Source organism: Pseudoalteromonas apostichopi (genome assembly GCF_030297135.1).
GTDB classification, from domain to species: Bacteria; Pseudomonadota; Gammaproteobacteria; order Enterobacterales; family Alteromonadaceae; genus Pseudoalteromonas; species Pseudoalteromonas apostichopi.
Map to the genome: position 1 here is coordinate 1190898 of NZ_AP028065.1, position 26562 is coordinate 1217459.

Annotated in this window: 23 protein-coding genes; 7 read left to right on the forward strand and 16 right to left on the reverse strand. The window is 42.0% G+C overall.

All coding sequences use genetic code 11. From position 1 onward, the window contains the following. Positions 1-26: 26 nt before the first annotated feature. The gene (gene mraZ, locus QUE86_RS05345) at positions 27-485 is read right to left on the reverse strand and encodes a division/cell wall cluster transcriptional repressor MraZ (RefSeq protein WP_130050541.1); all 459 of its coding nucleotides are present in this window, start codon (positions 483-485) and stop codon (positions 27-29) included. Positions 486-946: 461 nt separating this feature from the next. Here mraZ and QUE86_RS05350 point away from each other — a divergent pair, with 461 nt between their 5' ends. The 4 genes from QUE86_RS05350 to QUE86_RS05365 all read left to right on the forward strand — a co-directional run bounded on the left by QUE86_RS05350 (position 947) and on the right by QUE86_RS05365 (position 2663). Beyond that, a complete protein-coding gene (locus QUE86_RS05350) occupies positions 947-1288 on the forward strand; it encodes a DUF883 domain-containing protein (RefSeq protein WP_130050540.1) in 342 nt (113 codons plus the stop codon). A gap of 5 nt (positions 1289-1293) precedes the next feature. Continuing rightward, positions 1294-1731 carry a hypothetical protein gene (locus QUE86_RS05355; RefSeq protein WP_130050539.1) on the forward strand — a complete coding sequence of 146 codons (438 nt, stop codon included), beginning with the start codon at positions 1294-1296 and terminating at the stop codon, positions 1729-1731. 9 nt (positions 1732-1740) lie between these two features. After that, entirely contained in the window at positions 1741-1998 is a 258-nt protein-coding gene (locus tag QUE86_RS05360) for a hypothetical protein (RefSeq protein ID WP_178927429.1), read from the forward strand. An 89-nt stretch (positions 1999-2087) separates the two neighbouring features. Further along, a complete protein-coding gene (locus QUE86_RS05365) occupies positions 2088-2663 on the forward strand; it encodes an AAA family ATPase (protein ID WP_233786762.1) in 576 nt (191 codons plus the stop codon). Positions 2664-2704: 41 nt separating this feature from the next. Here the strand turns inward: QUE86_RS05365 and QUE86_RS05370 are convergent, their stop codons facing one another. From QUE86_RS05370 to QUE86_RS05380, 3 genes are all read right to left on the reverse strand, one after another. Then, the gene (locus QUE86_RS05370; protein ID WP_130050536.1) at positions 2705-3676 is read right to left on the reverse strand and encodes a glutathione S-transferase family protein; all 972 of its coding nucleotides are present in this window, start codon (positions 3674-3676) and stop codon (positions 2705-2707) included. A 9-nt stretch (positions 3677-3685) separates the two neighbouring features. Then, on the reverse strand, positions 3686-4528 hold the full coding sequence (locus QUE86_RS05375; RefSeq protein ID WP_130050535.1) for a pirin family protein: 843 nt from the start codon (positions 4526-4528) through the stop codon (positions 3686-3688). A gap of 82 nt (positions 4529-4610) precedes the next feature. Then, positions 4611-5579: a YihY/virulence factor BrkB family protein gene (locus QUE86_RS05380; protein WP_130050534.1), complete on the reverse strand. Its 969-nt coding sequence runs from the start codon at positions 5577-5579 to the stop codon at positions 4611-4613. A 122-nt stretch (positions 5580-5701) separates the two neighbouring features. On the opposite strand from QUE86_RS05380, the gene QUE86_RS05385 reads away from it, so the two are divergent. Beyond that, positions 5702-6781, forward strand: a complete 1080-nt coding sequence (locus QUE86_RS05385) for a mechanosensitive ion channel family protein (RefSeq protein ID WP_286259674.1) — start codon at positions 5702-5704, stop codon at positions 6779-6781. Positions 6782-6793: 12 nt separating this feature from the next. Here QUE86_RS05385 and tatA read toward each other — a convergent pair whose 3' ends face one another. The 3 genes from tatA to agaR form a co-directional block, all read right to left on the reverse strand. Next, positions 6794-6949: a twin-arginine translocase TatA/TatE family subunit gene (gene tatA / locus QUE86_RS05390; protein ID WP_082401550.1), complete on the reverse strand. Its 156-nt coding sequence runs from the start codon at positions 6947-6949 to the stop codon at positions 6794-6796. Positions 6950-7020: 71 nt separating this feature from the next. Further along, complete coding sequence (locus QUE86_RS05395) at positions 7021-9837, reverse strand: TonB-dependent receptor (protein WP_178927432.1); 2817 nt, start codon at positions 9835-9837, stop codon at positions 7021-7023. A gap of 315 nt (positions 9838-10152) precedes the next feature. Beyond that, positions 10153-10917: a transcriptional repressor AgaR gene (gene agaR / locus QUE86_RS05400; protein WP_286259677.1), complete on the reverse strand. Its 765-nt coding sequence runs from the start codon at positions 10915-10917 to the stop codon at positions 10153-10155. 160 nt (positions 10918-11077) lie between these two features. Here agaR and QUE86_RS05405 point away from each other — a divergent pair, with 160 nt between their 5' ends. Next, positions 11078-12406 (forward strand): sugar MFS transporter, encoded by a 1329-nt coding sequence (locus tag QUE86_RS05405; RefSeq protein WP_205987922.1) that lies wholly within the window; start codon positions 11078-11080, stop codon positions 12404-12406. Between the two features lie 32 nt (positions 12407-12438). Here QUE86_RS05405 and QUE86_RS05410 read toward each other — a convergent pair whose 3' ends face one another. From QUE86_RS05410 to QUE86_RS05435, 6 genes are read right to left on the reverse strand one after another with little or no spacing between them, the layout of a single operon-like run. Continuing rightward, positions 12439-12951, reverse strand: coding sequence for a hypothetical protein (locus tag QUE86_RS05410; RefSeq protein WP_286259681.1), 513 nt, complete (start codon positions 12949-12951; stop codon positions 12439-12441). Then, complete coding sequence (locus tag QUE86_RS05415) at positions 12944-14638, reverse strand: GMC oxidoreductase (protein ID WP_286259683.1); 1695 nt, start codon at positions 14636-14638, stop codon at positions 12944-12946. The genes QUE86_RS05410 and QUE86_RS05415 overlap by 8 nt, the downstream gene beginning before the upstream one ends. 13 nt (positions 14639-14651) lie before the next feature. Then, the gene (nagA, locus tag QUE86_RS05420) at positions 14652-15815 is read right to left on the reverse strand and encodes an N-acetylglucosamine-6-phosphate deacetylase (protein WP_130050527.1); all 1164 of its coding nucleotides are present in this window, start codon (positions 15813-15815) and stop codon (positions 14652-14654) included. Beyond that, a complete protein-coding gene (locus tag QUE86_RS05425) occupies positions 15793-16716 on the reverse strand; it encodes an ROK family protein (protein WP_130050526.1) in 924 nt (307 codons plus the stop codon). The genes nagA and QUE86_RS05425 overlap by 23 nt, the downstream gene beginning before the upstream one ends. Positions 16717-16733: 17 nt before the next feature. After that, a complete protein-coding gene (locus QUE86_RS05430) occupies positions 16734-17852 on the reverse strand; it encodes an SIS domain-containing protein (RefSeq protein ID WP_167658650.1) in 1119 nt (372 codons plus the stop codon). A 21-nt stretch (positions 17853-17873) separates the two neighbouring features. Next, positions 17874-19139, reverse strand: coding sequence for a D-tagatose-bisphosphate aldolase, class II, non-catalytic subunit (locus tag QUE86_RS05435; protein ID WP_286259689.1), 1266 nt, complete (start codon positions 19137-19139; stop codon positions 17874-17876). A 274-nt stretch (positions 19140-19413) separates the two neighbouring features. Here QUE86_RS05435 and QUE86_RS05440 point away from each other — a divergent pair, with 274 nt between their 5' ends. Then, a complete protein-coding gene (locus QUE86_RS05440; RefSeq protein ID WP_055199196.1) occupies positions 19414-20874 on the forward strand; it encodes a Gfo/Idh/MocA family protein in 1461 nt (486 codons plus the stop codon). Positions 20875-21023: 149 nt separating this feature from the next. Here the strand turns inward: QUE86_RS05440 and QUE86_RS05445 are convergent, their stop codons facing one another. The 3 genes from QUE86_RS05445 to QUE86_RS05455 form a co-directional block, all read right to left on the reverse strand. Beyond that, complete coding sequence (locus tag QUE86_RS05445) at positions 21024-23702, reverse strand: M14 family metallopeptidase (protein ID WP_130050523.1); 2679 nt, start codon at positions 23700-23702, stop codon at positions 21024-21026. Between the two features lie 139 nt (positions 23703-23841). Continuing rightward, complete coding sequence (locus tag QUE86_RS05450; protein WP_286259698.1) at positions 23842-26088, reverse strand: S46 family peptidase; 2247 nt, start codon at positions 26086-26088, stop codon at positions 23842-23844. A 181-nt stretch (positions 26089-26269) separates the two neighbouring features. Beyond that, entirely contained in the window at positions 26270-26512 is a 243-nt protein-coding gene (locus QUE86_RS05455) for an HP1242/YdcH family protein (RefSeq protein ID WP_130050521.1), read from the reverse strand. Positions 26513-26562 lie beyond the last annotated feature (50 nt).

Here is a 26562-nt window from a genome sequence, read left to right on the forward strand (position 1 = left end):
TAGTTTTTGCCTTTTTATTATTGTGGTTAGAGTGAGAAGTTATCGAACTCAGGATTCGCCTCAAAATCGCCTTGGCGTTCAATTTCAGTATCTTGGCGCATTTGTTCATGCCAACGATCTTCATCCCAAATTTCAAACTTGTTCATCAAGCCAACCAACATGATTTTTTTTCCAAGTTCTGCGTGTGCTCGTAAAGACGGCGCCAGCAGAATTCGGCCATTTTTATCTAGTTGATACTCTGTAGCGTTACCAAGCAACATACGTTGCATGCGGCGAGCACGTGGATTCATGTTCGAAATCTTTAATAATCGTTCTTCGATTTCGAGCCATTCTGCTAACGGGTATAACCACAAACAAGGTTCGTTTAAGGCCACAGTGCAAATAACCGTTCCCTGATCTTCAGACAAGATCGCATCTCGGTACTTAGTTGGTACCGCAAAGCGTCCTTTATCATCCAAACTCAGAGAGCTCGCACCCCGAAACATAACTTGCCTTAAAAATAGGTTATTAATCGTTAATGATTATTTCCGATCCAGTTTGATCCACTAAAAACCACTTTTTACCACAGTGCTCCAGTTTAGGGCTTGACAAGCCATTTTGTCAAGTAAGCAGATCATCATAAGCGCCTTGTGAAGCCAGAAAAAATAAGGGCTCAGGCAAAGCCTATGAATTACGTGGGAAAAAGTGGAAAACATCGAAAAAAAATTTTTTTTCAATTTTCTTGGTAATGGATTAGGGAAAAATGGTTAATGAATAACCAATGAATAATTACAAAATTATCTTATGCTGTAATTTTTACTTAATCACCCTGCAAGAGTTACGGGAAATATCCATCCTAGAACTCAACTACAATATTAACACATTGAAAAATATACCTTTTACAATTTGGTATAAAGGTTGCGACAGACTAGCTACCAATTCAATGGCAATTTTTTAAGGAATGATTATGACTACCGCAACTTCAAAATCGAACACAAGTACAGCAACGGACAGCAGTGCAAACTCGAAAGCGGCTCAAGTAGAGGCGCCATTTACAGAAAAAGCAACTGAAGCAGCACATCACGCTGTAGATGCATTATCAACGCGTGCTGCAAGTGCCGAACAAAGTGTACGTCAAGGTGCGTCTAGCTCTGCCCAAACGCTTTCTGAAAAACAAGCTGTAGCACGTGCTAAAATTAACGAATACAGTGGTAAAACTCGTCAGCTTGCATCAGAAAACCCACTTGCAACAGCGGGGATTGCCTTTGCTGCAGGCATGTTAGTATCTGCGCTTATTCGTCGTAAGTAATTGTTATGCAGCCTTCTCAATCTACAGATGAGAAAACGCAAGGTGCCACTGATCAGCCGCCAAACGCTGATCAGTGGCAAGATCATCTTGCTAAATTATCTGATTACGCCAAACAGCTATACATTGACTACCGTAAACAGACAGGTACTTGCAAAAAGATTGCAGCTGCTGAGTGGCGCCTATCAACACGCTCTCTCGCCTTAACTATTATCTTACTTGTTTGTTTTGCTGGAGGGTTAGTACTGCTTTGGGCTGGTTTACTTGCTACCGTGGGTATCGCCATATTCAGTTTTAGCCAATCATTGTGGCTATCAGCTATCTCACTGATTGCATTACAACTACTTTGCCTTGCTTGGCTTTGGAAAAACATTGGTTATGTAAGTAGTAAGATTGGTTTTGATCACACTCTTAAAAGTGTTCGTCAATTATTGAATATTAAATAAGGATGAGTGATGTTAATTGATTATTTTATCAATAAGCCACAGCATAAAGTAACTGAGCTGAGTCAACAAATGGATCTGCAAGATGAGATTAAACGTCAGCATCATCAGGCATTTAAGTACAGATTAAAGCGATTTGCTGTAAGTAAAGTCGGTATTGCCAGTGCTTTCACTGCAGGTATGGGCTACGAAGCTCTCAATAACTCAGATAACAAAGACGGTAAACTTAAACAAGTCAGTCGCTTTAGCTGGTTATTACGCTTGTTGTGATCTTTATCATGTAAAGTTTGTTTTTTACTTCTCTTTGCAAGCTATTTTCATTACCTTAAACACAAACTAGCTATGTGTGGAAACTTAAGGTGAAAAAAAGGATTGTATTAACAGGTGGTCCAGGTGGTGGAAAAACAACAGCCATCGACTTGCTAAGACGAGAATTTTCTAAACAAATTGTCGTAGTACCAGAGTCTGCAACCATGCTTTTTGGTGGCGGAATAGAACGTAGTGACTCACCTCATCTTATCAAAGCACACCAGCAAGCCATTTTCAGCTTACAAAAACACCTAGAACATATTCAGCGAACCATGCATCCAAATCGTTTGATGCTTTGCGATCGTGGCAGTTTAGATGGGCTTGCCTATTGGCCTGGTGAACAAGATGAGTTTTTTCAATGCTTAAATACCAGCCTACAAATAGAACTCAACCAATACGATGCGGTGATCTTTTTTGAAACTGCTGCTAAATCTGGGCAAAGCATTCACTCTAACAATCCAGTAAGAAACGAATCTGATCAGCAAGCTATCTTGCTTGATGACAAACTACAAGCAATTTGGTCACAGCACCCTAATTTTAATTTAGTGAAAAGTTCAGAGTCATTTATTCAAAAAGTGATGTTTGGCATCGACACAATTAGCAAGGTCATGGATAGTTATAACTAACAGCTTAATTGCTAAATTAAACTGTTAGTTTTAGTCACTTTTTATCCTCGATTGTGTGGGCGCGAGTAGTCTATTGCCGGCCCTTTAGGCACGATCTGCGTTGGGTTAATCATCGTGTGGCTGAAGTAGTAATGGCGTTTAATATGGTAAAAATCAACCGTCTTACTCACTCCTTCAGTTTGATATAACTCACGCAAATAATTGCTGATCGCAGGGTAACTTTCGATGGTACGCAAATTACATTTAAAGTGACCCACGTAAACACTGTCGAAGCGAATTAAAGTGGTAAACAGTCGCCAGTCGGCTTCAGTCAATGTATCACCCACTAAATAACGATTATCTGTCAAACGCAGCTCAATTTTATCAAGGGCAGCAAATAAGTCGTCATATGCATCTTCATATGCTTCTTGCGTTGTCGCAAAGCCAGCACGATAAACACCGTTATTGATATTGTTATAAACAAGATCATTAATTTCATCAATTTCAGTACGCAACGACGCAGGGTAAAAGTCGCGCTCATTGCCTGTTAGATCATTAAATGCACTGTTAAACATGCGAATAATCTCTGCAGACTCATTACTCACGATACGCTGAGACTTTTTATCCCAAAGCACAGGAACTGTTACGCGACCAGAGTAGTCAGGTTTATTACGAGTATAAATTTGGTGCAAATAATCAGTATTGAATAATGCATCCCCCGTACTGTGATTATCTTTGTCAAATGTCCAACCATGTTCAAGCATGTCAGGGCTTACTACAGATACACTAATATAGTCTTCAAGGCCTTTTAAATGACGAAATATCAAGGTGCGGTGTGCCCAAGGACAGGCCAAAGATACATAAAGATGATAGCGATCTTTTTCTGCTTTAAAGCCTGCATCACCGCTTTCTCCCGCACTACCATCTGCGGTGACCCAATTACGTAACTGGGCCGCCTCACGCTTGAATTCACCTTGATTGTTATCGGTGTCGTACCATTTATCTTGCCATTGGCCATTTACGAGTAATCCCACAATAACCTCCTATAGAGTGCCAAATTTACCTAACTGATAGTCACGTACTGCTTGCTGTAACTCAGCTTGTGTTGTCATTACAAACGGACCCATATGCGCGATTGGTTGCTTAAGCGGCTCACCAGCAAGCAACAACACGCCCGCACCAGTTTGAGAGTTAAATTCAATATCACTACCAGGCTCTAAAATAAGTAAGCTGCCTGCTTTAACTGGCCCACCCTGCTCAGTATGAATTTCACCTGTGTGGATATAAAGCATCACCTTAGTTTGTGTAAGCGGTGCATGGTAAAACTGTGTACCAGCCGGTAAAGTCACATCGGCAAGCATGCCGTTAGCGGCGAGATCTTGTAGGCTAGAAACCTGATTTTCATCAGCAAACTCCCAGCTTCCAGCTAACGCTTTTAGCTCAACGCCCTGCTCATTTCGAGTCGTTGGCGCCGGCGCTTCAGTGGTATCTTGGTAACGCGGTTTTCTAAGCTTCTCAGCACTTGGCATATTTAACCAAATCTGAAAGCCATGCATACCCTCTTTGGCATCTGCCAAAGGCATTTCACTGTGGATTACACCAAAACCAGTACTCATCCACTGCACATCGCCAGCACGGATGGCTTTTTTGTTGCCCATTTGGTCTTGGTGCTCGAAGCCGCCTTTAATAATATACGTAAAAGTTTCAATACCACGGTGAGGATGCGCAGGAAAACCACCCATAAAATCACTGTGATCATCTGACTTAAGCTCATCGATCATTAAAAAGGGATCTAAATACTTGCCATCAAAGCCCGGAATACGGCTAATGTTTACACCATCACCATCTTGTGTGGCATGGCTATTTAACTGTTGAATCACATTCATAACTTTACTCCCGTAAATTGTATGAAATAATTGTAGGAGCTAATTTAGTTAACAACCATGAGTAAAATTCGCGCTAACCATTCTATTTAAGAGAATGTTTATTTTGCTGCTTGGTTAATTCATCCGCCACAGTCGCTCCGCGTTGACCCACCTCTTTCTCAGGCCCTATAGTGCTATCAACCACAGTTTGCTGCTCGGCACTGGCATTGATTGCTGCACCAAAAATAATGATGTATGCGCTGATATAGAGCCACATCAACATAATCACTACTCCACCTAATGAGCCATAAGTTTCGTTATAGCTTGCAAATTGGGAAACATAATATGAAAAACCAATTGATGCGATGATCCACAGCAAAGTAGCCAGTATTGAGCCTGGTGTGATCCAGCGCCATTTTGCAGGCGTTCGGTGAGGTGCATAGCGATATAAAAATGCCAAAGCGCAATTAAAAGTGATGGCTAACAATGGCCACGTAATGAGCTTGATCAACAAATCAATAAGCTCTGTTAAACCAACTAGGTTAAGCACAATCGGTAAAATACCGATGATCAATAAGGCCACCAGCGCAACAACAATGGCACCTAGCGAAAATAAAAAGCGTACCAGTAACGCCATAAAAAATTGTCGTTTGTTATGCTGATGATAAGTGATATTACAGGCTGTTATTAGCGCCTGACAGCCCTTACTGCTACTCCAAATCGTTAACAATAAAGTCCCTATGGCACTAACACTTAACACCTTTTGCGATTGCTGAGTCACCTCTGCAACCTGTAGCAAAATAATGTCTCGACTACTTGTTGGTAAAATAGCTGTGACTTTATCAAGCTGCTCATGGATATCGGTCGGGGACGCAAAATAAGCGTAAACAGAGACTGTAGCGGCTAATGCAGGAAAGATCGCAAGCAGAGCATAAAATGCCACACCCGCCGCCACGAAAGATAAGTTGTCTTGTGATAGGTTGTGATAAACCCGCTTGCTAATGTCCCACCAGCCTCGAATTGGGATCTCCATGGGTGAACGAGCTTTGAAACCACGATTATTCTTAGTCATAAGTGACCTAAAAATTTGCCTTAATGGATATAAAGTAGCAAACAACTTGCCAGTAATAATGGCGTCTGATTTGCATTAAGCTAAGCTTATAAAAACTGCAAATAAACCCATGGAGTGGTGCGATGAATTATTATTTAATATTAAAAAATCAAATACATAACTTAGTTACACCAACACTTTCCGTAGCATCGCAACCAGTCTTAGAAAGCTTATCTTGGCAAGACTTAAATTCTCAGGTTACGCATTTTTTACATACTACATGGCAAATGTTACCCGCCCTGACATTAGGTATTGTAGCCATCATTATCTGCTATTTATTGGCCCGTCCGTTATCCTATCTATTGATAAAACCACTTGGTTTTGTAAGTGAAAGCAAACTCTTACATGTCGTCACGAGGCGCTTTTTTAGTATCATTATCATTTTGTTTGGTGTGTACTTATTTTTGCGTCTAGCTGGGCTCACCAGTTTTGCTGTGGCGATTATGAGTGGTACTGGATTAGTCGGGCTTATTTTAGGTTTTGCGTTTCGCGATATCGCCGAAAACTTTATCTCAAGCATGCTGCTCAGTGTGCAACGCCCCTTTCGTATTGATGATGTTATTGAAGTCGATGGTCGTTTAGGGGTAGTTAAAAAGGTTACAGCCCGCGCTACCACCTTAGTTGACTTTGATGGTAATCATATTCAAATTCCCAATGCGACGGTATATAAAAACGTTATTAAAAATCTAACTGCTAACCCTAAAATGCGCGGCCACTTTGCAGTAGGTATTGGTTATGATAATGACATTCGCTATGCCCAGCAATTAGCAATGAAAGTGGTTAATCAAAACCCTGCTGTTATTAGTGATCCACCAAGCCAAGTATTAATTGATTCATTAGGCTCCGCTACTCTTAATCTAACCATTTATTTTTGGGTAAATAGTGCAGAACATAGTCATATCAAGGTAGCCTCACAGTTGATGCGAGAGCTAGTAAATACCTATTTAGAAGAGCAAATTAGTATGCCAGATGACGCCCGTGAACGTATTATCTTAAATAGCGAGAACGATACAGAGCAACCAAGTATCAATGCAACCGCTGAGCAACAAACACCAAAATCACTCGACGATCATAGCCTTGATGACGTTAGCAGTGACGCCGATGATATTCGCGAACAAGCGGATCAATCTCGCGATCCAGAACAAGGTAGCAATATAATTTAAAATACTTATGGGCTAAGCTTCATCATTGGGTTTATCTTGCATAGCGCGTTTAAACCCTTTGACTGACGTCCCTAAATCTCCACCTATTCGGGATAACTTTTTTGTGCCAAATAACAGCACCACAATTGCAGCAATAATGGCTAATTGCCAAACACTAATTCCTGCCATAACAACCTCATTTTAAAATAAAAGCGCCTTTGCAGGCGCTTGAACAACACTAACAACTGGGAATTCAAAGATTAGAAACTAGCTCGAACACCCAAGGCGACTTGAGTACCAAAGCGCTCAAGATAACTCACTTGGTCAGTGCGTTTGGTGTAACCCCAATAACGCTCATTCGTTAAGTTAGTAGCTTCAGCAAACACAGTGAATTGATCACTGATGTTATAGCTCATGCTGGCATCTAACTGACCATAATCAGAGATCCAATAAGGGCCACCCCACGCATCTGGATCCGACAAGAATTTACTACGCCAGTTATAAGCTAAACGCGCTTGGAAACCATATTGTTCATAGTAAACCACAGCATTATAAGAGTTTTTCGACATACCTCTAAATGGTAAGCCTGACTCTTTCAGTTCTGGCTCATCGTAGCTGCTATCAACATAGGTGTAGTTAAGTTGAAACCCTAAACCATTGAAAGGTTCAGGCAGTAAGTTTTCTAGTGATTGCTGATAAGCAAACTCAGCACCTTTGATAGTCGCACCATATTTACTCTTACCCGGGTAAGATGCAAAGTAGCGCACACCTTCGATTTCAACAGGACTTTCAACGTAATCGATAAATGATTTTAGGTCTTTTACAAACACCCCACCACTTAACGAGCTACTGTCTTCAAAGTACCACTCTAGTGTCATATCGGCTTGATTGGCTTCTTCAGGCGTTAACGATGAATCGCCCATAGAAAGTTGAGGTAAACCTTCACGGTAAGTATCAAAGTTTGGCGCAAGCCATGGGCGTAAATAACCTAACGATGGACGGCTAATAACTTGTGCCGCAGAGAAACGGTAAATCAAATCATCAGTAATACTAAGCTTAAAGTTCATGCTGGGTAAAATGTTGCTGTAATCCCCTTTAAATGATTGCTCAACGGTTTCACGCCAACCATTTTCAAGTGGTTTACCATCATCTTGTAAGTCAATTAATGATAAATCGTAAACAGACCCTTTTGAGCTTACTTCAGTTTGCGAGCCGCGAATACCAACATTTAACATGTACGGCATTTTTGCAAGGGTACTTTCGAGCGTCACTTGCGCATATGCAGTCAAGACTTCTTCGGTTACCTCATAAGTACCCGATGAATTAAGCGATGCAACGATACTTTTATCAGTTGCTTCAGCATTAATTGAACGATAGTAAGCAAGTAACTTATCGTAATCAAAACTTGGCCAAGGCTCAGGTGTAATACTACTTTCGCCTTCTAAGAAGTTATCGAAATTGGCCTCAACAAACACATCGCTTGGAATTTCAAATAGGTTAAAGTCACCTACATTCACAACAGTGCTGTCATCAAATTCATAACCATCGCGTTCTAAATATTGACCACCATTACTAAATTGGCTGGCATTTTTTGATGCATATTCAAGTTGGCTCTTAGTTTGCTCAAGATAAGTTAAACCAAAGTCGATACGGGTCACCAAATCACTTTCAGGCACAAACGTACCTGTGAACTTAAAGTCATTAACCGTGTCTTCAACACCTGTACCTGTGTTACGGCTATAGTGAGCTCCGTAAGATTGATCCGCAGTCAAGCCTGGCGATAAGGTAACATCTGGCAGCATGTTGCCAGTGTTGTAATCAATACCTATAGAGTCAATAAAACCACGCGCTACAATAAAGCGGTTATCACCACCGTTTTCGTTTTTCGCTTTTGAATGAGCAACATCCATAGCCAGTGTTAGGCCATCCATTGGATACCATTTTGCATTAAGGGCAAACTGATAAGTATCAGTTTTACGTGGATTCGTTAAGTTGAGTAACTCCACCATAGTGTTACCGGTTTGCGTCATGGAAACAACTCGACCTGTGTCATCAAATTCTGCATCGGTAAAGACTGGCGTGCCTGGCGTCCAGCTTTCATCGTAGTTAACAAAACCGATTTGATAGCGATGACCATCGGTGTTGTAACGTGAATAAAGGGCATCGAAGTTAATATCGAGGGTATCAGTTGGGCGCCACTGCATTGCTAACGTCGCACCGACGCGTTCACGCACATCCTGCGCGTTGGCAAAATACATGTAACTCGGGATTTTTGAGGCAAATATTTCACTTTGCCCATCAATTTCTCCGTTGCCATTCATGTCGACTGGCACACCCGCGCTGTCTGCCCCCCAACCTTCTTCTTCATCAAAAAAGCCGCTTGCTGAGTAAGTATCTGCACGTAAGGTTTTCTTTGAATAAGCACCAGAGAAAAGCACACCAAAGGTATCGTCATTAAAATTGTCACCTATGATGAATGAAGCATGTGGGTGAACATCGCCTGTTCGCGATTCATAAATCCCTTTTGCAGAAGCACTCAAAGTAAAGCCATCTTGATCTAATGGTTTACGAGTTTCGATATCAACAACCGCACCAATGCCCCCTTCAATTAAACGTGCTTCTGGCGACTTATAAACCTGAAGCGCTCCCACTAACTCTGAGGCAATTGTGTCAAAGTTAAAGTCACGTCCTGAGTTTTCAGAAGCCAGTTTACGACCATTTAAAGTGGTAATGTTGTAGCCGCCACCTAAGCCACGCACGAGGATATTTTGCCCTTCCCCCCCATTACGAGTAATCGTAATTCCTGGAATACGCTGTAATGCCTCGGCTAAATTTTCATCAGGGAACTTACCGATGTCATCTGCAACAACAACATCTACTACTGTCGTTGCTTCCTTCTTTCGAAAGTTTGATTCTTTAATACTGCTACGGATCCCTGTGACCTCAATAACCTCAACATCTTCTTCGGCCTTACTATCGTTTTCTTGTTGTTGAGCAGTTGTGGCGAAACTGACTGATGAAGCCAGAATTGAGCTTATCAGCACACTCAAATATTTTTTTCTAGTTGTTGTTGCCATGATGATTTCCTGTTTTTAAATGTTCAGATTTCTTCACCATAAAAATGGTAATGAGTAAGGCCTTACATTTAATTTATAACAAAACGAAACAATCTATCAACAATTAATTACCTAGCGAAACTTTCGATAGTTACGAAATGGTATTTCAAAATAATAAAAAAGGCGCTGAACGCCTTTAAAGATAAGGTTTTAATTTCGAAAGTTTCGATAATATTTTTTTTCGAAGATTTTCTGTGAGGTGGGCTAGTTTGGTCTTTTTAGATAATAAAAAAGGCAGCTAAAGCCACCTTTTTGCAATTATTTTTAACTGGAAAGTTAAACTGTAATCACCTCGATACCTAAGCTCGTTAATGATTCAATGAACTCCGCTGGCATATTTTTGTCTGTAACCAGCACATCGATTGATTTTAGAGGTAGTACATTATACAAGGCACGCTTACCAAATTTACTTGAGTCGGTCACAGCAATAACTTTATCTGCACGGGTACACATAGTTCGATTCAACATTGCCTCAGGCTCATAATGGGTGGTGATCCCCGCTTCCGAGTCGATACCATCAACCCCTAAAATAACCTTTTTAAAGTTATACTTACTGAGTGCTTGTTCGACTTCATTTGAATAGAAAGACATTGATTTCTTTCGTAATTGTCCACCCAGCATAAACACATTTGCATCATCAATATCAGCCAGCACATGGGCTATATTAAGGCCGTTTGTCATCACCGTAAGGCCCTGCTTATTGGTTAATGCTTTGGCAACTTCTTCTGTGGTGGTACCAGAATCAATAATTAATGAGTCGCCATCATCAACTAAGTTTGCTACAGCTTTAGCTAGTAGCACTTTCACAGCGTAGTTTTCATTATGCTTATCTTTCACCGAAAGCTCTTTAGCGAGTTTATCGCAAGCAATTGCTCCGCCACGCGAACGAACAACTAAGCCACGCTTACCTAGCTCGTTAAGATCGTGGCGAATGCTAACCTCCGAAATATCAAAGGTTTTAGCAAGTTCTTTAACGTTTACTTTGCCATATTCCTCGGTCATCAGGACGATTTTTTGTCTTCTTTCTATTGTGGTTAGCATAGCTGGCCTGTTGTTTTAATAGCTGCTTTCAAATTTGTAGTTCAATATTACACAATTTACAGTTTTAAAGCCAAACTTAGTTTCGAAATAAAATAAAACTTTCAAAACTTACGAAATTTGTTTTATGATTGTTTCACAATAAACTTATTTGGTGACAAAAATGACAACACAAAGCTCACTGTTAGAGCAAACAGAACACACCAACCGCACGCAGTTACTGCCGATGTTGATCATTGGTGGCTTGTTTTTCTTATTTGGCTTTATAACTTGGCTTAATGGCTCCTTGATCCCATTTTTACAAATGGTCTGCGATCTCAACCATATAGAAGCCTACATGGTGACTCTGGTGTTTTATATTGCCTATACCGTGATGGCACTGCCAAGCGCTAAGATATTACAAATCTTCAGTTATAAGCATGGTATGTCGTTTGGTTTAGGCACCATGGCATTAGGCGCACTGCTGTTTATTCCTGCGGCACAAACTCAAGCGTATTGGTTATTTTTAGTTGCTTTATTTACCCTAGGTAGTGGCCTCACCTTACTACAAACCGCTGCGAATCCTTACATCGTGCTAATTGGATCTAAAGACACTGCAGCCGTGCGCATTAGTATTATGGGTATTCTTAATAAAAGCGCAGGTGTGGTGGCTCCACTGCTCTTCTCTGCGATTGTGTTTAGCGATATTGCTAGCTTTAGTCCAGAAGCCCTTGCTCAATTGAACAGCATTCAAAAGCAATTACAGTTACAAGAACTGGCAAATCGTTTAATCACACCTTATTTTGTAATGGCAATTGCGTTAGCCATTTTAGCAGCTTTAATCATGCTAGCCCCCTTACCTGATATCGAGCAACCACAATCAAGTAACAACAGCGAGAGTAAATCAGTTCTGCAATTTCCACACTTAGTTTTAGGCGTGATAGCCCTCTTCTTTTACATAGGTGCCGAAGTCATTGCTGGCGACACCATTGGCCTTTACGGCAAAGAGCAAGGGGTATTGCAGTTCGCTGAGCTCACCTCTTACACCATGGGCTTTATGGTGCTAGGTTATGTTTTAGGTATTGTGTTAATTCCTCGCTTTTTTAGTCAGCAACAGGCGCTGATATTTTCTGCGTTAAGTGGTTGTGTGTTTTCACTTGGTATCATTTTGATTGAACCGCAACAAACAGCGATTGCAAACGTAGTGCTCTTTTGGCTTGCTGATAACAGTTTTCCAGATACCGTGTTATTTGTTGCATTACTTGGCTTATCGAATGCGCTCGTTTGGCCAACCATTTGGCCTATGGCCCTTGCAAACCTTGGCGATAAAACCCAAACTGGCGCGGCATTACTCATTATGGGTATTTCTGGTGGTGCTTTGTTACCTTTGGTATACGGTGTATTTGCACAGTACACAGGCAATGCACAACAAGCTTACTATTTGTTGATCCCCTGCTATGCGTTTATTCTTTATTACGCGCTGATTGGTCACAAGCTTACAAGTTGGCGTTAGTAACGTCTTCGCAGGCTCAGTTATTTAGATATTTAACTAGCCTGCAATTTTTCTGATGTGAAATATCCCAATAACAAAAATTCACGCACGGTAAAAATACACTTATAAATTAAATACTCGTCACGCTTGTCAGGGCTTACTTCTGAAATAGATAGGGCTTGCTGCGCCATTATTTGCTGTTGCTGTTGCAAAGAGATAGTAAATAAACCAGTGAGTTTATCTGCTAATTGCGACGATGAAAGAGCACCTGCAGCAATCAGCTCAGCGCCTTTTAAGCATGCCGTACGTTCAGTCACTGTTAGTGTATTTGCTAGCATTAAATCTGTAAATGCGACTAAATCAAAGTACAGCTGCTCATTTGGCTCTAGCTCTAAAATAACCGCCTGCATTTGCGTGACCACATCCCGATGCGCCGCAGCTTTAAGTACCTCAAAATGGCTATCATCCGTTTTATCAAATAATTGAGTCGCAGCCACTGGCGTAATAGCGACACCTAATAATGCTGCTAAACATTTAATCGCATTTCGCCTTTGTAGATCAGCCATTAAACACTCCATTTTGATAATGCCGTACAGCATGATCAGCGGCTCTTGCAGTAAATGCCATATAGGTTAACGAAGGATTCTGATAAGCCGACGAGCACATAAACGAGCCATCAGTGACATAGACGTTACGCACACTATGAATTTGGTTATAACGGTTAAGCACTGAGCTTTTAGCATCATGCCCCATTCGCGCGGTTCCCATCTCGTGAATAGCTTGCCCCGGTGCTGAGCCTTTATCGTAAGCTTGCACATTTTGGTAACCTGCTTTGGTTAGCATCTCGACAGCTTGCGCTTTCATATCCTCGCGCATTCGCTGTTCGTTTTCACCAAACTGGCAATCGAAATTAACTAAAGGTAATCCCCATTGATCTTTTAATACCGGATCTAAGCTCATTTTATTGTGATGATAAGGCAGGCATTCACCAAAACCTATCAATGCAACTTGCCAAGGCCCTGGTTTGGCAAGCTCTTCTCGAAAAGCTTTACCAAAGCTAAGCTCTTTAAAACCGCGTCGCCAATCTTTACGTGTTGCGTATCCTTGATAGCCATAGCCACGAATAAAGCTATGTTGCTCTTTATCATCAAGGTTTCGAAAACGCGGGATATGAAAACCAACGGGTCTGTCGCCATCATTAAAGTCATCAGCAAAACCTTTTGGTTCACCAGTTGCGCCAACCCTAAAATGGTGATCCATAAGGTTATGACCAAGCTCTCCACTATCGTTCCCTAAGCCATTAGGAAAACGTGCAGAGGTTGAATTTAATAACAAGGCTGTTGTGGCTACCGTTGATGCACAGCAAAAAATGATGTTCGCTCGCTCGATACGCTCTTTTTTAGATTCAGCATCTATCACTGTCACACCCGTGGCTTGCCTAGTTTCTGGGTTGTAAATAATCTCTTTAGCAATGGAGTGAGTCTGAATGGTAAGTCGCCCAGTGCGCATTGCTGCAGGCAAGGTCGAGGCTAAACTACTAAAGTAACTACCGGTTGGGCAACCACGCATACAGCGGTTGCGCTTGCTGCATGGGGCACGACCTTGTTCAGGCTTTGCCTTGGTTAAATGCGCCACTCGCCCGATTGTTAGGTGCCGATTAGTGTAGTGGGTTAATAAACTTTGTTTAAGTTGCTGTTCTACTGCATTAAGTGCGAAGGGAGGCAAGTAAGGTCCGTCAGGTAGCTGAGGTAAGTTCAGCGCTTCGCCAATAACCCCAATGTAGGCTTCGACTTTATCGTACCAAGGCGCAATATCTTGATAACGCACAGGCCAATCAACACCGTGACCATCTTGTTTGTTGGCTGCAAAATCTATATCACTGAGGCGTAAGCATTGCCGTCCCCAAGTTAATGAACGCCCGCCAAGGTGGTAACCTCTGATCCAATCAAAACGCTGTGATTCTTGATAAGGGTGCTGTAAGTCATTTACAAACCAGTGCTTTATTGACTGCTTGGTGGCATAGCCAGTGCGTGCTTGTTTAGCTTGATTCTGTTTTTCTAGTAAGCTGGGCCTGTCGCGAAATGGCAGTTGCCAATCATCTTTAAAGGCAGTGATATAGTCAGTACCGTGCACAACCTGCCTACCACGTTCCAGTAGCAGTACATTGAGCCCTTTTTCGGTCAGTTCTTTAGCAGCCCAGCCGCCAGTAATGCCACTGCCAATAACAATGGCATCGAATACTTTTGCCTGCATTCTCACTTAACTTTTAAAAGATTTGCTTGCCCGCACATATCGTTGCTTGAACAGAAAAGTCTTTATCGAGCAGCGCAAAATTAGCTTGTTTACCTACCGCAATACTCCCTATTTGCTCCGCTTTATTTAAAAACTCAGCGGGTACTAAACTCGCCATTTTAGTTGCTTCAACTAGGCTCGCGTCGGTTAGGCTATAGAATCGTTCAACGCCCACTTCCATGGTTAATGTGCTGCCAGCTAAAGAGCCGCTTTCAGTTCGCGCAACACCTTGCTCAACCACAATAGGAAGCTCACCTAAACGGTAGCGACCATCTTGTAAACCTCCAGCGCTCACACAGTCTGTAATTAGAGCAATTTTATCTGCTCCTTTTAAACGATATACCATGTTCATTATGCTCGGGTGCAAATGAATACCATCAGGAATAAGCTCAACCATGGCATCGTTGTCCATTAATAGTGCGCCGGTACAACCGGGGTCACGATGATGAATACCGCGCATACCATTAAAAATATGCACACCACCACAAGCACCATGAGCAAGTGCTTGTGATGCTTGCTCAAAATTAGCATCTGTATGACCCAGCATGACACGCACACCTTTATCAGTGATATAGCGGATCATGTCGGGTGATTTAAGTAGTTCTGGCGCTAACGCAAATGAGCTTAAACAACCTTCACATGCTGCATAAATTTCATCAAACCGCTGTTTAGTGAGCTCTAAAAAAAATGACTCGTTATGCGCCCCTTTATGCGCTTCTGCAAAGAATAGACCTTCGTTATAAGCTCCCAGTAACTGTGCACCAGCCAAGCCTTTTTTATAAGCAGTCGCCATATTTTTATAAGCTTGAATTGATACGTCCCAGTCTGCGGTCACCGTTGTGCCAACAAAACCCGTAACGCCGTGCTTTGCTAAAGAACGAGAAATAGTCTCAAGCGATTCAGGGGTACCGTCCATAATATCGCAGCCTTCACGGCCATGAATATGCAAATCGATAAAGCCCGGAAATAAGCTATGTTCGCCTAACTCTATTACCTCGATCTCGGGCTCTATTTGCGTGGTAATAGCACTAATTTTGCCTTGCTCGACCAATACTGCATGATCGAGTAAAACGGCATCATCAGTAACAACTTTTGCGGCTTTTAAGTAATAGCGATTAAGATGCTTTGGAATTAGCATGAACACTTCCTATTATTGCAGCGCCCCGCACGCCGCTAGAATCACCAAATTTTGCACGCTTCACTTCGGGCACGGCAAAACCTGAAAATAAATGAGTTTGAATAGCGTCAGGTAGTTTTTCTACTATTGCATCAATGAGCGACAACCCACCCCCAAGCACGATAACTTCTGGGTGCAAACTTTTACTAATGGCAGCAAAGGTTTCACCAAGAATGTCTAAGTAACAAGCGAGCACCTTTAAAGCTTGCTCATCAGAGCGCTTGATATCGTTCGCCCATTCAATCGCTGATTTAGGGGATTGAGTAATATGCTGATACAAGGTTTGTACACCTGGCCCTGCAATATAACTTTCGACACAGCCATTTAAACCACAGCCACACTTCAAAACTGGCAATTGATATTTTTGTTGCAGATACGCAGACAGTGGTAAATGACCATACTCCCCCGACATACCTAAGCCTTGGTTAAACAAAGTACCATCAATGCACATACCACCTGCCGCACCAGTGCCAACAATTGCACCGAATACCCGACTATAACCTTCACCGGCTCCGCCATTTGCTTCCGATAAAGCAAAACAACGGGTGTCATTTAATATCGCAACAGGGCGTTTTAATATTGCTTGAAGATCTGTAGCAATCACTTTACCTGTGGCACATGGCACATTAGCCGACAACACTTTACCTGCATCATTAACAATACCAGGCATCCCTATGCCCACAGCACCTTGGCAACCTGTCAGCTTATCGGCTTTGAGCACTTGCTGATAAATTGCTTGCAAAAATTGCTGATAGTCATCGGTTGGCGTGGTAATACGCCAACTTTGCTGTTGCTCTAAATTATCATTAAAAATGGCGGTTTCGATTTTTGTACCGCCAATATCAAGTCCGTAAACAGCCATGCTTTACCCAATACTACTTAGCGAGAAGTTAATGGGTAAATAGTTACCCCTTTTACAACACGGTTAACTTCGCCCGTAGGGCAAGGATTATCAGGTGTTAAACCGAGTGACATTGATTTATAAAATGCAAAAATCTGACAATAGACAATATAATACAGCCCTTGCCAAACATCATCTAGCTCGACCAGTTCACTATTTAAAGCCAGCTTTTTGACCGCAGAACATTGTTGGTCATTTAATAGTTCATTATATAAATCAGCATCATACAAACTACTATAAAAATCACTCGAGGCCATCAACAACACTGCTGTTTTATCGTTAATAATAGTTTTAGGGCCATGGCGAAAACCGAGTGGCGTTTCAAAATAACTAATTAAGTCACCATTCGTTAATTCTAAACACTTTAAGGCCGCTTCTTTTGCGTAACCAATTAAGGAACCAGCCCCTAAAAACACCAAGCGTTCAATATCAGTTTGCGCAAAGTTCCTAACCTCATCGAGTTGAGTTTCGAGCAGCTGCTCTGTTTGCCTTGTCACTTGTGTAAGCTGATTAACATCAGGGGTAAAAATACATAACGTTGAAAGCAACATCGAAGTAAAACTACTGGTCATTGCAAAGCTTTCATCAAGGGTTTCTTTCGGCATAAGTACACTAAAGCTATTGCTTTTAATCGCAGCTCTTTTAGCTAACTCACCGCTTTCATTACAGGTAATCACTAAGTGATAGCATTTTTCAACAACTTGCTCAGCGATATCGACCGCAGCGACACTTTCAGGGCTATTACCTGAACGTGCATAAGAAATAAGTAAGGTTGGCGTACCCTTTTGTAAAAAACCATGTGGGTTAGACACAATATCTGTAGTGCTGACTGCGCGCACATTTAAATCTGTTTTGGCAGTTAAGTGTGGTGCTAATACTTCGCCAACATAAGCTGATGTGCCAGCGCCAGTTAATACTATTTGTAATTCCTTTAATGGCAGAAGCGGGGCTAAAAATGCGTTTATTTCTGCTCGATGTGTTTCGATAATAGCGGCGGTATTACACCATGATTCTGGCTGCTGAGAGATTTCTCTTGCTGTCCAATAAGCGTTCTTTTGCTTAAGTTCTGTTTCGTTTAATAATAAATACTGCGTCATAATAAATTCTCTCAACACCACCTATTGATTACAAGCAAGCGAATAGGTATTCGTTACTTCCATTATTTTATTAAGTACTAACTCACGCGGTGATGAGTTAATTTGGCCATTGATTAATGCTTTGTATTGCATTGGCATAAACTGACTAAGCAAGGTTTGTGGAATGATTTGCTCTTCTAAATTATCAAACAAGGTTTCTACCGTTTGCTTTATTTCATCTTCAGGCCAGTAGTAACGAATACGGTCGCTATAACTGTAAGCTCTAAATAACTTCGCTTGAGCGCCTTGTGTTGGGTAAAATTTATTCCAGTAATGCGGTTTTTCAAGCATGATCCGCTCACATACATCACGTAAATTAGAACGCTTGGCAGGATCAACTAACTGGTCTTCAATATAAGATAAAGCAAATAGGCCTTCACGAAGTGCATAAGTAAGCTGTGGGCCTACCTTCAATATTGCAAAGTGATCTTGCACTAGCTCATGGTAGCAGTGATCAGGCTGATAATCCGTTGAGTGAGCCTCATAAACTAGGTTGTCGACATGGGTTATAAATTCTTTCAGTTTTTGCGCCTCATTACGTTGATAGTTAAATACTTGATGATTATCAAACTCAACCCCTGGCTGCACAACAACAGCAATAACACGCGACCACACATCACTAATATTAAATTTAGCAAACGCAGCCTGATGTAATTCTATTGTTTGCTGTACACCTTCAACATGCGACACTTCAATCGTATCATGCTCCTCAGTAGCGCCACCCGGAGGAGGAACCTCAGTACCCACTACATAGACAATATCGTTATCTTCTGAGACCGACTCGGCAGCTTGACACATCAATGCTGCACGCTCGGCAATCACAGCATCAGCCAAACGTTCTCCATCGTCATCACATGGCATACTGGCATCTAAATGAATTTTCTTAAAACCAGCGCTTACATAGGCTTTTACTAGTTCAACAGCTTTTTCCATCGCAACCTCTGCAGGCTCATTCACCCAACACACTGGGCCTAAATGATCCCCACCTAAAATAATGCGCTGGGTACCTAACCCTACCTTTTCGGCTATTGCATGGACAAATTCAACAAAGTCATGGGGCTTCATACCTGTGTAACCGCCAAACTGATTAACTTGATTCGCCGTAGCTTCAATTAAAACTTCAGTGCCATCATTGAGAGCTTGCAACATCGCTGCTTCGATAACGAGCGGGTGTGCACAGCACACAGAGTAAATTCCCTGCGCTTGCCCTACTCGATTGTTATTTATAATCGTTTTTAATGCATTCATGGTTTTCTCCAAGCAGCTTACGCTATTGGTTAGATACGTGATTTGAAATTACAGTAGCACAGCGCGAAACACTTCGCAATAAAACGAAAGACAACGAAAGAGCAAGAGTAAGTTAATAGCACGCTTAACATAGGGTTTAATAAGACTTCAAATGATAAAACCTGCAATTACGAAAGATTTTGAAAGCATTTAATTGTAATTAACTTTGAGTTGCGATATAACAGAAATAACTGAAACCCACTATTAAAATAATCTCAGTGATTTAGGTATCGTTATGACAATAGATAGACGTAGTTTTTTAAAATCTGCCGCAGCCATTACCGCCGCGACAGTCGTGACTGGCTGTGCGAAAAGCCAACAAGGTGATAATCAAAGCACCCCACTTGCTGCACAAGGTAAAAGCGTAATGGGCTTAGCTGTGCCAGCAATGGATGTGGTACGTGTTGGTTTTATCGGAGTTGGTCAACGTGGTAGCGGCCATGTAAAACACCTTTGCCATATTGAAGGTGTTGAAATTAAAGCTATTTGCGATACAGATCAGCTAATGCTTGATAAATCTGTTAACTATGTTGTTGAAAAAGGCTTACCTAAACCAACTGCTTATACGGGTTCTGATAAAGCCTATTTAGACATGCTTGCTCGCGATGACATCGACATTGTGATCATTTCAACACCTTGGAAATGGCACACACCAATGAGTGTTGAGACCATGGAAAGTGGTAAACATGCCTTTGTTGAAGTACCAGCAGCCACCACAATGGAAGAATGCTGGCAACTAGTGAACACTGCTGAACGCACACAAAAGAACTGTATGATGATGGAAAACGTTAACTACGGTCGCGACGAGTTAATGGTATTAAACATGGTTCGAAAGGGCGTATTTGGCGAGTTACTACATGGTGAAGCCGCTTATATTCATGACCTGCGTTGGCAGATGAAAGAAATCGACCGTAGCACCGGCTCTTGGCGCACTTACTGGCATACGAAAGTAAACGGTAACTTATACCCAACTCATGGTTTAGGCCCGGTTTCTCAGTATATGAACATCAACCGTGGTGATCGCTTTGACTTTGTTACATCAGTCAGCTCTCCTGCTCTTGGCCGCGCAGCCTACGCAGAACGTGAATTCCCTGCAGGCCACGAACGTCGTTCACTTAAATTTACTGCTGGCGACATGAACACCAGCATTATTAAAACAGTGAAAGGTCGTAGCATTATGGTTCAGCACGATACCACTAGCCCTCGTCCGTATAGCCGCCATAACCTAATTCAAGGTACTAATGGTACATTTGCAGGTTTCCCTAATCGTATTGCCCTTGAAGATGTGCCACCAGCTATCGCGAAAATTTATCAACAGCAATATGAAGCAGAGCTCGCTGCGTGGGAAAAAGCCGGCTCGCAAGGTCGTAAGCCACATATGCAAAATTTCCATAGCTGGGATCAAGATATGGAAAAATGGCGTGCCGAGTTTGATCATCCACTTTGGAAACGCATGGGTGAAGAAGCGGTTCGTAACGGTGGTCACGGCGGTATGGACTTCATTATGCTTTGGCGCATGATCTACTGCTTGCGCAATAATGAGCCACTTGATCAAGATGTATACGATGCTGCAGCATGGTCATCAATCTTCCCGCAAAGTATGGCATCGGTTGCTGATAGAAGTAACAGCAAAACAATTCCAGACTTTACCCGTGGCGCTTGGCAAACAGGCAAGCCGCTGGGGATTGTGTCTTAACACTTTCTCTCCTTGGAATACTAAAAAGCCCGCCCTTTGCCCTGCGGGCTTTTTTATTTTCTTTATCATTACCTTTATAGCTGTTTTAGCAAAATTTTACCTACAAAAAAGCCCGCAACATCAGCGGGCTTTTTGATTAGACTATGACCTTACTGAGCATGTGCTGCAGCACGGAAAATCGTGTTAGTTAAAAGTACATTCATGCCTTCAAGGTAGGCACGATAGGTTGGTGATTGTGTAAAGCCAATCACCATGCCTTTGCCTTGAGGTTGATGCACAAGCAATGGTTTATATGCAAGCTGCGCTTTATTTTGCTGCCAAAGGTAACCACTTGCCAGCACATCGTCTTTACCTGTAAACCACGCTAAGTTTTTACCTGAGTTAAGTTTTATTGGCGTGTAAATATCATTACCATAAGCCACCGCAACGAGGTCTTTATCAACCCCAGCCGTTAACCAATGCTCTTGATCTACTTCAACATTAGCAAGTACACCGGCTACATAGTCTGGCGATGTGTGTGGCTCGATGCTTGCCGCTTTTAAATCATCACGAGAAGTGAATAACTGTCCTGCCACTTTGCTGCTTTTATTATCGCTGCTATCGGCTTTATCTTCTCGGTAAGCTTGCTCTCGCTTCACATCTAATAAGCCGTAATCAACATTGGTGGTAAAACGGTTTGCATTACCTAGGGCAATCAACACGCCGCCCGCTTCAACCCAGCTTTTTAAATTAGCTGCGCCAGATTTACCTAATGCTTGCTCGTAATTACCTTCTGGTAAAATAAGCACCTGGTAATCACTTAAATCAGCCCATGCAAGCATTGGCGTACGAATCGCGGTTACTGGGTAGCCAAGCTGTCTTTCGATAACAAAACGAGTGTTACCGGCGCTTAGCTCACGAGTAGCGGCATCCCATGCAATCGCCACTTTTGGTGCCACCATAGGCACTGTTTTGTTACTACCAAAGCTTGGGCCTTCAATCACCCAGCTTGAATCCACACCATCAACAATTGCACCAGTTTGCTCAGCAATTTGGCTAATTTTAGTTAGTAGGTCTTTATCGTTTAGGCGCTTTTCGATTACTAAGCTGCCCGCTGGGTAGTTAGTTTTATCACCTAATACAAATGCTTGGTCAGCACTTTTCAGTTTAATGCCAGCTTGTAGTGCCGCTGTTAAAAAGCGTGCTGCGGCCGTATCGCCCCAGGCAACAATATAAGCCACTGAGGCATCTGGGTTATTCACTTTGCCAAGCAATGTGTCATCGGCCTTAACTGCTTTACTGTCTGCGCTAACAGCTCGATTACAGCTATCGCTATCAACATTAAACATCATCGGCAGTGACCAACCTGTGACATCGTAAATTTCATCACCTAGGTTACGAGCACGGCGTCTTTCTTGTTCTTTTACAAATGCCTCAGCCATATCTACTTGGTCTGTAAATGTGGTGCGTACAAATACCCCACGTGGCTGGGCGGTATCAATAAAGTAGCTACCCGCTTTATACTTAACGCCACAGGCTTTGAAATCTTCGGTTGCTTGTTTAACTTCAACACCATGTTCAGCCATTAAGGTTGCTAACCTATGAGCTCCTTCACGGTTACTTTGTTTAGGTAAAATATAAACACGCTCTTTGCTATCTTTACCGGAATCAATTGCATCAACTTGATATTGATAAAAGTCACCCAGTAATTTTTCGCGTTGATTGGCTGCACCTTCGGCGGTCGAGATTGAGGCCACAAATTGACGTTTTACAGTATTAAAATAAGTGAGCAGCTCACCAGTGTTTTTCTCAAATACATGACCTCTGGCTGAGCCGACTTCGTAGGTTGATGCAGACGCACCATAAAAAACTGGCCAGCTATCGCCGTAGCCAGGATAAAAGGCGTCAAAAATTTCTCGGGTAAAATAATCAAAGCCAAACTCATCAAAATACTTCGCATGATTTTGACCAATTGCATCCATGTTGGCGATTTGAGTTTTCGTCATATGCGGGTTAAATGGTTGAGCAGCTGGTGCAAAGTAGTAAGATTGATCGCCGCCCATTTCATGAATATCCACCACCACTTGTGGTTTATATTTATTGATTGCTGCGACTCTTCCCTTACTTTCAGGCTGAGTAAGCGCTAACCAATCACGATTCATATCAAACAAATAATGATTTGTTCGGCCTCTTGGCCACGGCTCATTATGTTCTGCACTTAACCTATCAGCACTGTGCTCAAGACCGACGCTTGCATAGTAACGTGTAACAAAGCGCTCACGACCATCTGGGTTTTGTAATGGGTCGATAAAGACCACGGTGTTGTCTAAAATTTTGCTGTTAACGGCATCATTCGGAGCTGCTAATAAGTGATACGCAGTAAATAATGCAGCATCGGTTGAGCTAATTTCATTACCGTGCACTGCATATTGAAGCCAAACTGAAGTCGGTAAATTTTTTATTAGCGACTTCGCTTCTTTTTCAGAGGTAATACGCGGATCAGCCAAAGCTTGTGTGTCATTCGCAAGGGTTTCTAATGAACGAATATGCTCAGCGGTTCCAACCACCGCATAAACCAGCTCGCGACCTTCCCAGCTGTTTGCGTACTTAAACACTTTAATACGATCAGGCGCAGCCTGTTCAAGGGCGCTAAGATAACGGCGCATATCGCTGTAATTAGTGATGCGCTCACCTACGTCGTACCCTAGTACTTGTTTAAATGTCGGTATTTGCTTTTCGTAAGCTGTGCCCGGCCACATTGCTTCAGTATTCGTTGCACTGGCATTAAAGCTTGCCGTTATTGCCACAACACTCACTGAAATGGCTTTTATTATTTGTTTGGCGCTCATTATGTTTCCCAAATAAAAGTATCTATTTTGTACATTACAAAAGTATTGAAAATAAACAAATTAAAAACGTTAGATTGGCATAAATTAAAGACATAAAAAAACCGCAGCGATTGCTGCGGTTATTTTCAAAATAGCGGGGCTATTTAACTAGGGTCATTTCATCAAGTAGGTAACCTGCGTTATCAACTTCTTCCATTAACCAAAGCATGTATCGAATATCAACGTGGATCGCACGGGTGATCTTCGCATTAAAGTACCAATCTTTGGTGATTGATTCATAAGTAGAGTCAAAATTAAGACCCACTAATTCACCTTTACCATTCATCACTGGCGAACCTGAGTTACCACCGGTGGTATCAGCGCTACTTAAAAAGTTTACCGGCACTGAGTTTACTTCAAGAGGTTTAGCCGCCTCTGGCTCACAACCAAAGCTGAATAAGCTACAACTTACACCAGGTAGACCTAAGTCTCCACGGTAGTACGCGCCAAACGCTTGCTTTTTATATGCTTCAAGCACTTTGTCTGTAACAACAAACGGTTTTTCGCCAGTGTGTTTAGCCACTAAGCCACGCAGTGATGTAAATGGCGTTTTATACACTGCATCTGCTGCTGGATAACCATCAACTTGTGCGTAACTTACACGTAATGTGCCATTTGCATCTGGGTAAACTGGCTTACCTTTAGCATTATTAAAGGCGATGACTGCTTGCATATACTGCGGACGAATTTCAGCTAAACGACCAGCCATTTCTTTTTCGTCAGCCTCTTGTGCCATATTGGTATCGTATAGCGCAACAGCTAACTTAATGAATGGGTCATTTGATGCTTCAAATTCGGCTACTGATTTACCTATCCAGCTAACACGCGTTGCGGCATCTGCAAGCTCTGTTTTAGCATAGAAGTCAGCAATAATCGCTTCAAGTTCGGCTTGTGTTGTAGTGTCTGTGATACCTAAGCCATTGTTTAATGCCGCTACTTGCGCAGCTTTGTCTTGTGCTAAATAGTTACCTAAGTAGCTTAACCATAAGGCTTTATCGACCTCAGGCGTAAACTGCTTTTGTAAACGCTCTAAACGGGCTTTAAGCATAGGAAGGTCGCGCTCTTGGTAACCCATTTCACGCTCTGCATTAGGTTTTTTGCTCTCTTTTGCTAAGCGGTATAAACGAATTGCAGTGCTTAGTAAGTCTGCTCGTTTTGCATAATCAAAGTAAAAGTGACTTTGTTGCTGAGCATGTGCTTCAACTAATAATGACTTTAATGCGTGATATGATTCTGCATAGGCTTTACGTTCAGCACTTTGTGCAAACCAAGCTAGGTATTCTTGCTCTTGCGCAGCTTTAATTCCCGGAATATCCGTTACTTTAAAACCGTCTTGTAAACCTTCAAGTTTCTTTAAACGGTTGTTGGTGCTTTTTACACGAGAGGCATATTTTACCTGTGCTTGCTCATCGCCTTCACTCTGCTTGGCAATCACATCAAGGGTCATGTTGTAAGTATTAAGCAGTGTCGGGTAATACCAACTCGCTGAATAATTTACTTCGTCTGCTAGTTTATAGCGGCTTGTACGACCCGGATAACCTGCCACCAGCACGCCATCCCCTAAGCTTACGCCACTAGCATTCACTTTTAAGAACGATTTTGGCTCATATGGTACGTTATCTTCGCTGTAATCTGCAGGTTTACCATCTTTACCGACATAGCCACGTACAAACGTAAAATCAGCTGTATGACGTGGGTATTCAAAGTTATCGATGTCACCACCAAAATTACCCAATGCTTCTGCTGGGGCATAAACTAAGCGCACATCTTTGATCATTAGTTGCTTGATCATGAAGTACTCTAAGCCATGGTGAAAATCTCGAACCGTACAACGGTAGTTAGGATCTGATTCACACTCGCTGATCAACGCCTTGCGGTTCGCTTGAATCGCCTCAAAACGTGCTTTGCCGTGTAACTCAGCTGGTAAGTTACCCAGTACGCGCTCGGTTACATCATCAACTTGTTCTGTTACGTATAAGCGCTCTTGCGGGCCAGCTGGTAGTTCTTTAGATAAGCCTGCCGCTAAAAAGCCTTTTTCAATTAAGTTATTTTCTGGCGTACTGTTATTTTGAATCGCACCATAGGCACAGTGATGATTGGTTACCGCTAATCCTTTTGGTGAAACAAATGACGCAGAGCAATAGCCTAAACCAACAACAGCATTCAGCGGGTACTGGTTAAGATCTGCAACTTGTGAGGCAGGTAACTCGATACCAACACGGTCAAATTCGCTTTGTAATTGTTTTAATTGATGCGGTTGCCACTGCCCTTCATCAGCGTATGCGCTACCTACAGCGACAACACCCATTATTGCTAATGAAGTAGTAATAATATTTTTTTTAATCATGTTAATCCTAGTCAGTGCAAAGCACTATTCTATTGTTGCCTGAAAAAATCGCGCTAAGACTACCATAACCTTGATTGAGTAAAGGGATATTGCGATTAACTACGATTGAGTAGTAAAAACAGAAAATAAAAAGCCCCTACTATGAGTATGCAATTGGTAGGGGCATTAGCTTTTTAAATTGTTAAGTGTTGGCTTTTAAAAAGTCATAAAGTTCATCTTTTAGCGCGGCGCGTTGGTGTTTCTTTTCATGCATATCCGCATCTTCAATTGGCGAATTTTGCAATTCAAGCTCACGAATTTCTTTATCCATCTCATCATAACGCTGCATGGTTTTCTTGAAGTGAGCATCATTTTTAGCAAGATTATGGATTAATTCATTAAACTCAGGGAATTCGTTCAATAACGAGTGTTTTTCGCCTAGCATGGGCAACTCCTTTGGCTAGAATTTAAGTTCAATTTCACTGTATCACTGTA

Excerpts from the sequence above, each read along its gene's own strand:
- mraZ (WP_130050541.1), bottom strand. The coding sequence starts at position 485 with ATGTTTCGGGGTGCGAGCTCTCTGAGTTTGGATGATAAAGGACGCTTT.
- QUE86_RS05350 (WP_130050540.1), top strand. The coding sequence starts at position 947 with ATGACTACCGCAACTTCAAAATCGAACACAAGTACAGCAACGGACAGC.
- QUE86_RS05355 (WP_130050539.1), top strand. The coding sequence starts at position 1,294 with ATGCAGCCTTCTCAATCTACAGATGAGAAAACGCAAGGTGCCACTGAT.
- QUE86_RS05360 (WP_178927429.1), top strand. The coding sequence starts at position 1,741 with ATGTTAATTGATTATTTTATCAATAAGCCACAGCATAAAGTAACTGAG.
- QUE86_RS05375 (WP_130050535.1), bottom strand. The coding sequence starts at position 4,528 with ATGAATGTGATTCAACAGTTAAATAGCCATGCCACACAAGATGGTGAT.
- QUE86_RS05380 (WP_130050534.1), bottom strand. The coding sequence starts at position 5,579 with ATGACTAAGAATAATCGTGGTTTCAAAGCTCGTTCACCCATGGAGATC.
- QUE86_RS05385 (WP_286259674.1), top strand. The coding sequence starts at position 5,702 with ATGAATTATTATTTAATATTAAAAAATCAAATACATAACTTAGTTACA.
- tatA (WP_082401550.1), bottom strand. The coding sequence starts at position 6,949 with ATGGCAGGAATTAGTGTTTGGCAATTAGCCATTATTGCTGCAATTGTG.
- QUE86_RS05395 (WP_178927432.1), bottom strand. The coding sequence starts at position 9,837 with ATGGCAACAACAACTAGAAAAAAATATTTGAGTGTGCTGATAAGCTCA.
- agaR (WP_286259677.1), bottom strand. The coding sequence starts at position 10,917 with ATGCTAACCACAATAGAAAGAAGACAAAAAATCGTCCTGATGACCGAG.
- QUE86_RS05405 (WP_205987922.1), top strand. The coding sequence starts at position 11,078 with ATGACAACACAAAGCTCACTGTTAGAGCAAACAGAACACACCAACCGC.
- QUE86_RS05410 (WP_286259681.1), bottom strand. The coding sequence starts at position 12,951 with ATGGCTGATCTACAAAGGCGAAATGCGATTAAATGTTTAGCAGCATTA.
- QUE86_RS05415 (WP_286259683.1), bottom strand. The coding sequence starts at position 14,638 with ATGCAGGCAAAAGTATTCGATGCCATTGTTATTGGCAGTGGCATTACT.
- nagA (WP_130050527.1), bottom strand. The coding sequence starts at position 15,815 with ATGCTAATTCCAAAGCATCTTAATCGCTATTACTTAAAAGCCGCAAAA.
- QUE86_RS05425 (WP_130050526.1), bottom strand. The coding sequence starts at position 16,716 with ATGGCTGTTTACGGACTTGATATTGGCGGTACAAAAATCGAAACCGCC.
- QUE86_RS05430 (WP_167658650.1), bottom strand. The coding sequence starts at position 17,852 with ATGACGCAGTATTTATTATTAAACGAAACAGAACTTAAGCAAAAGAAC.
- QUE86_RS05435 (WP_286259689.1), bottom strand. The coding sequence starts at position 19,139 with ATGAATGCATTAAAAACGATTATAAATAACAATCGAGTAGGGCAAGCG.
- QUE86_RS05440 (WP_055199196.1), top strand. The coding sequence starts at position 19,414 with ATGACAATAGATAGACGTAGTTTTTTAAAATCTGCCGCAGCCATTACC.
- QUE86_RS05445 (WP_130050523.1), bottom strand. The coding sequence starts at position 23,702 with ATGAGCGCCAAACAAATAATAAAAGCCATTTCAGTGAGTGTTGTGGCA.
- QUE86_RS05450 (WP_286259698.1), bottom strand. The coding sequence starts at position 26,088 with ATGATTAAAAAAAATATTATTACTACTTCATTAGCAATAATGGGTGTT.
- QUE86_RS05455 (WP_130050521.1), bottom strand. The coding sequence starts at position 26,512 with ATGCTAGGCGAAAAACACTCGTTATTGAACGAATTCCCTGAGTTTAAT.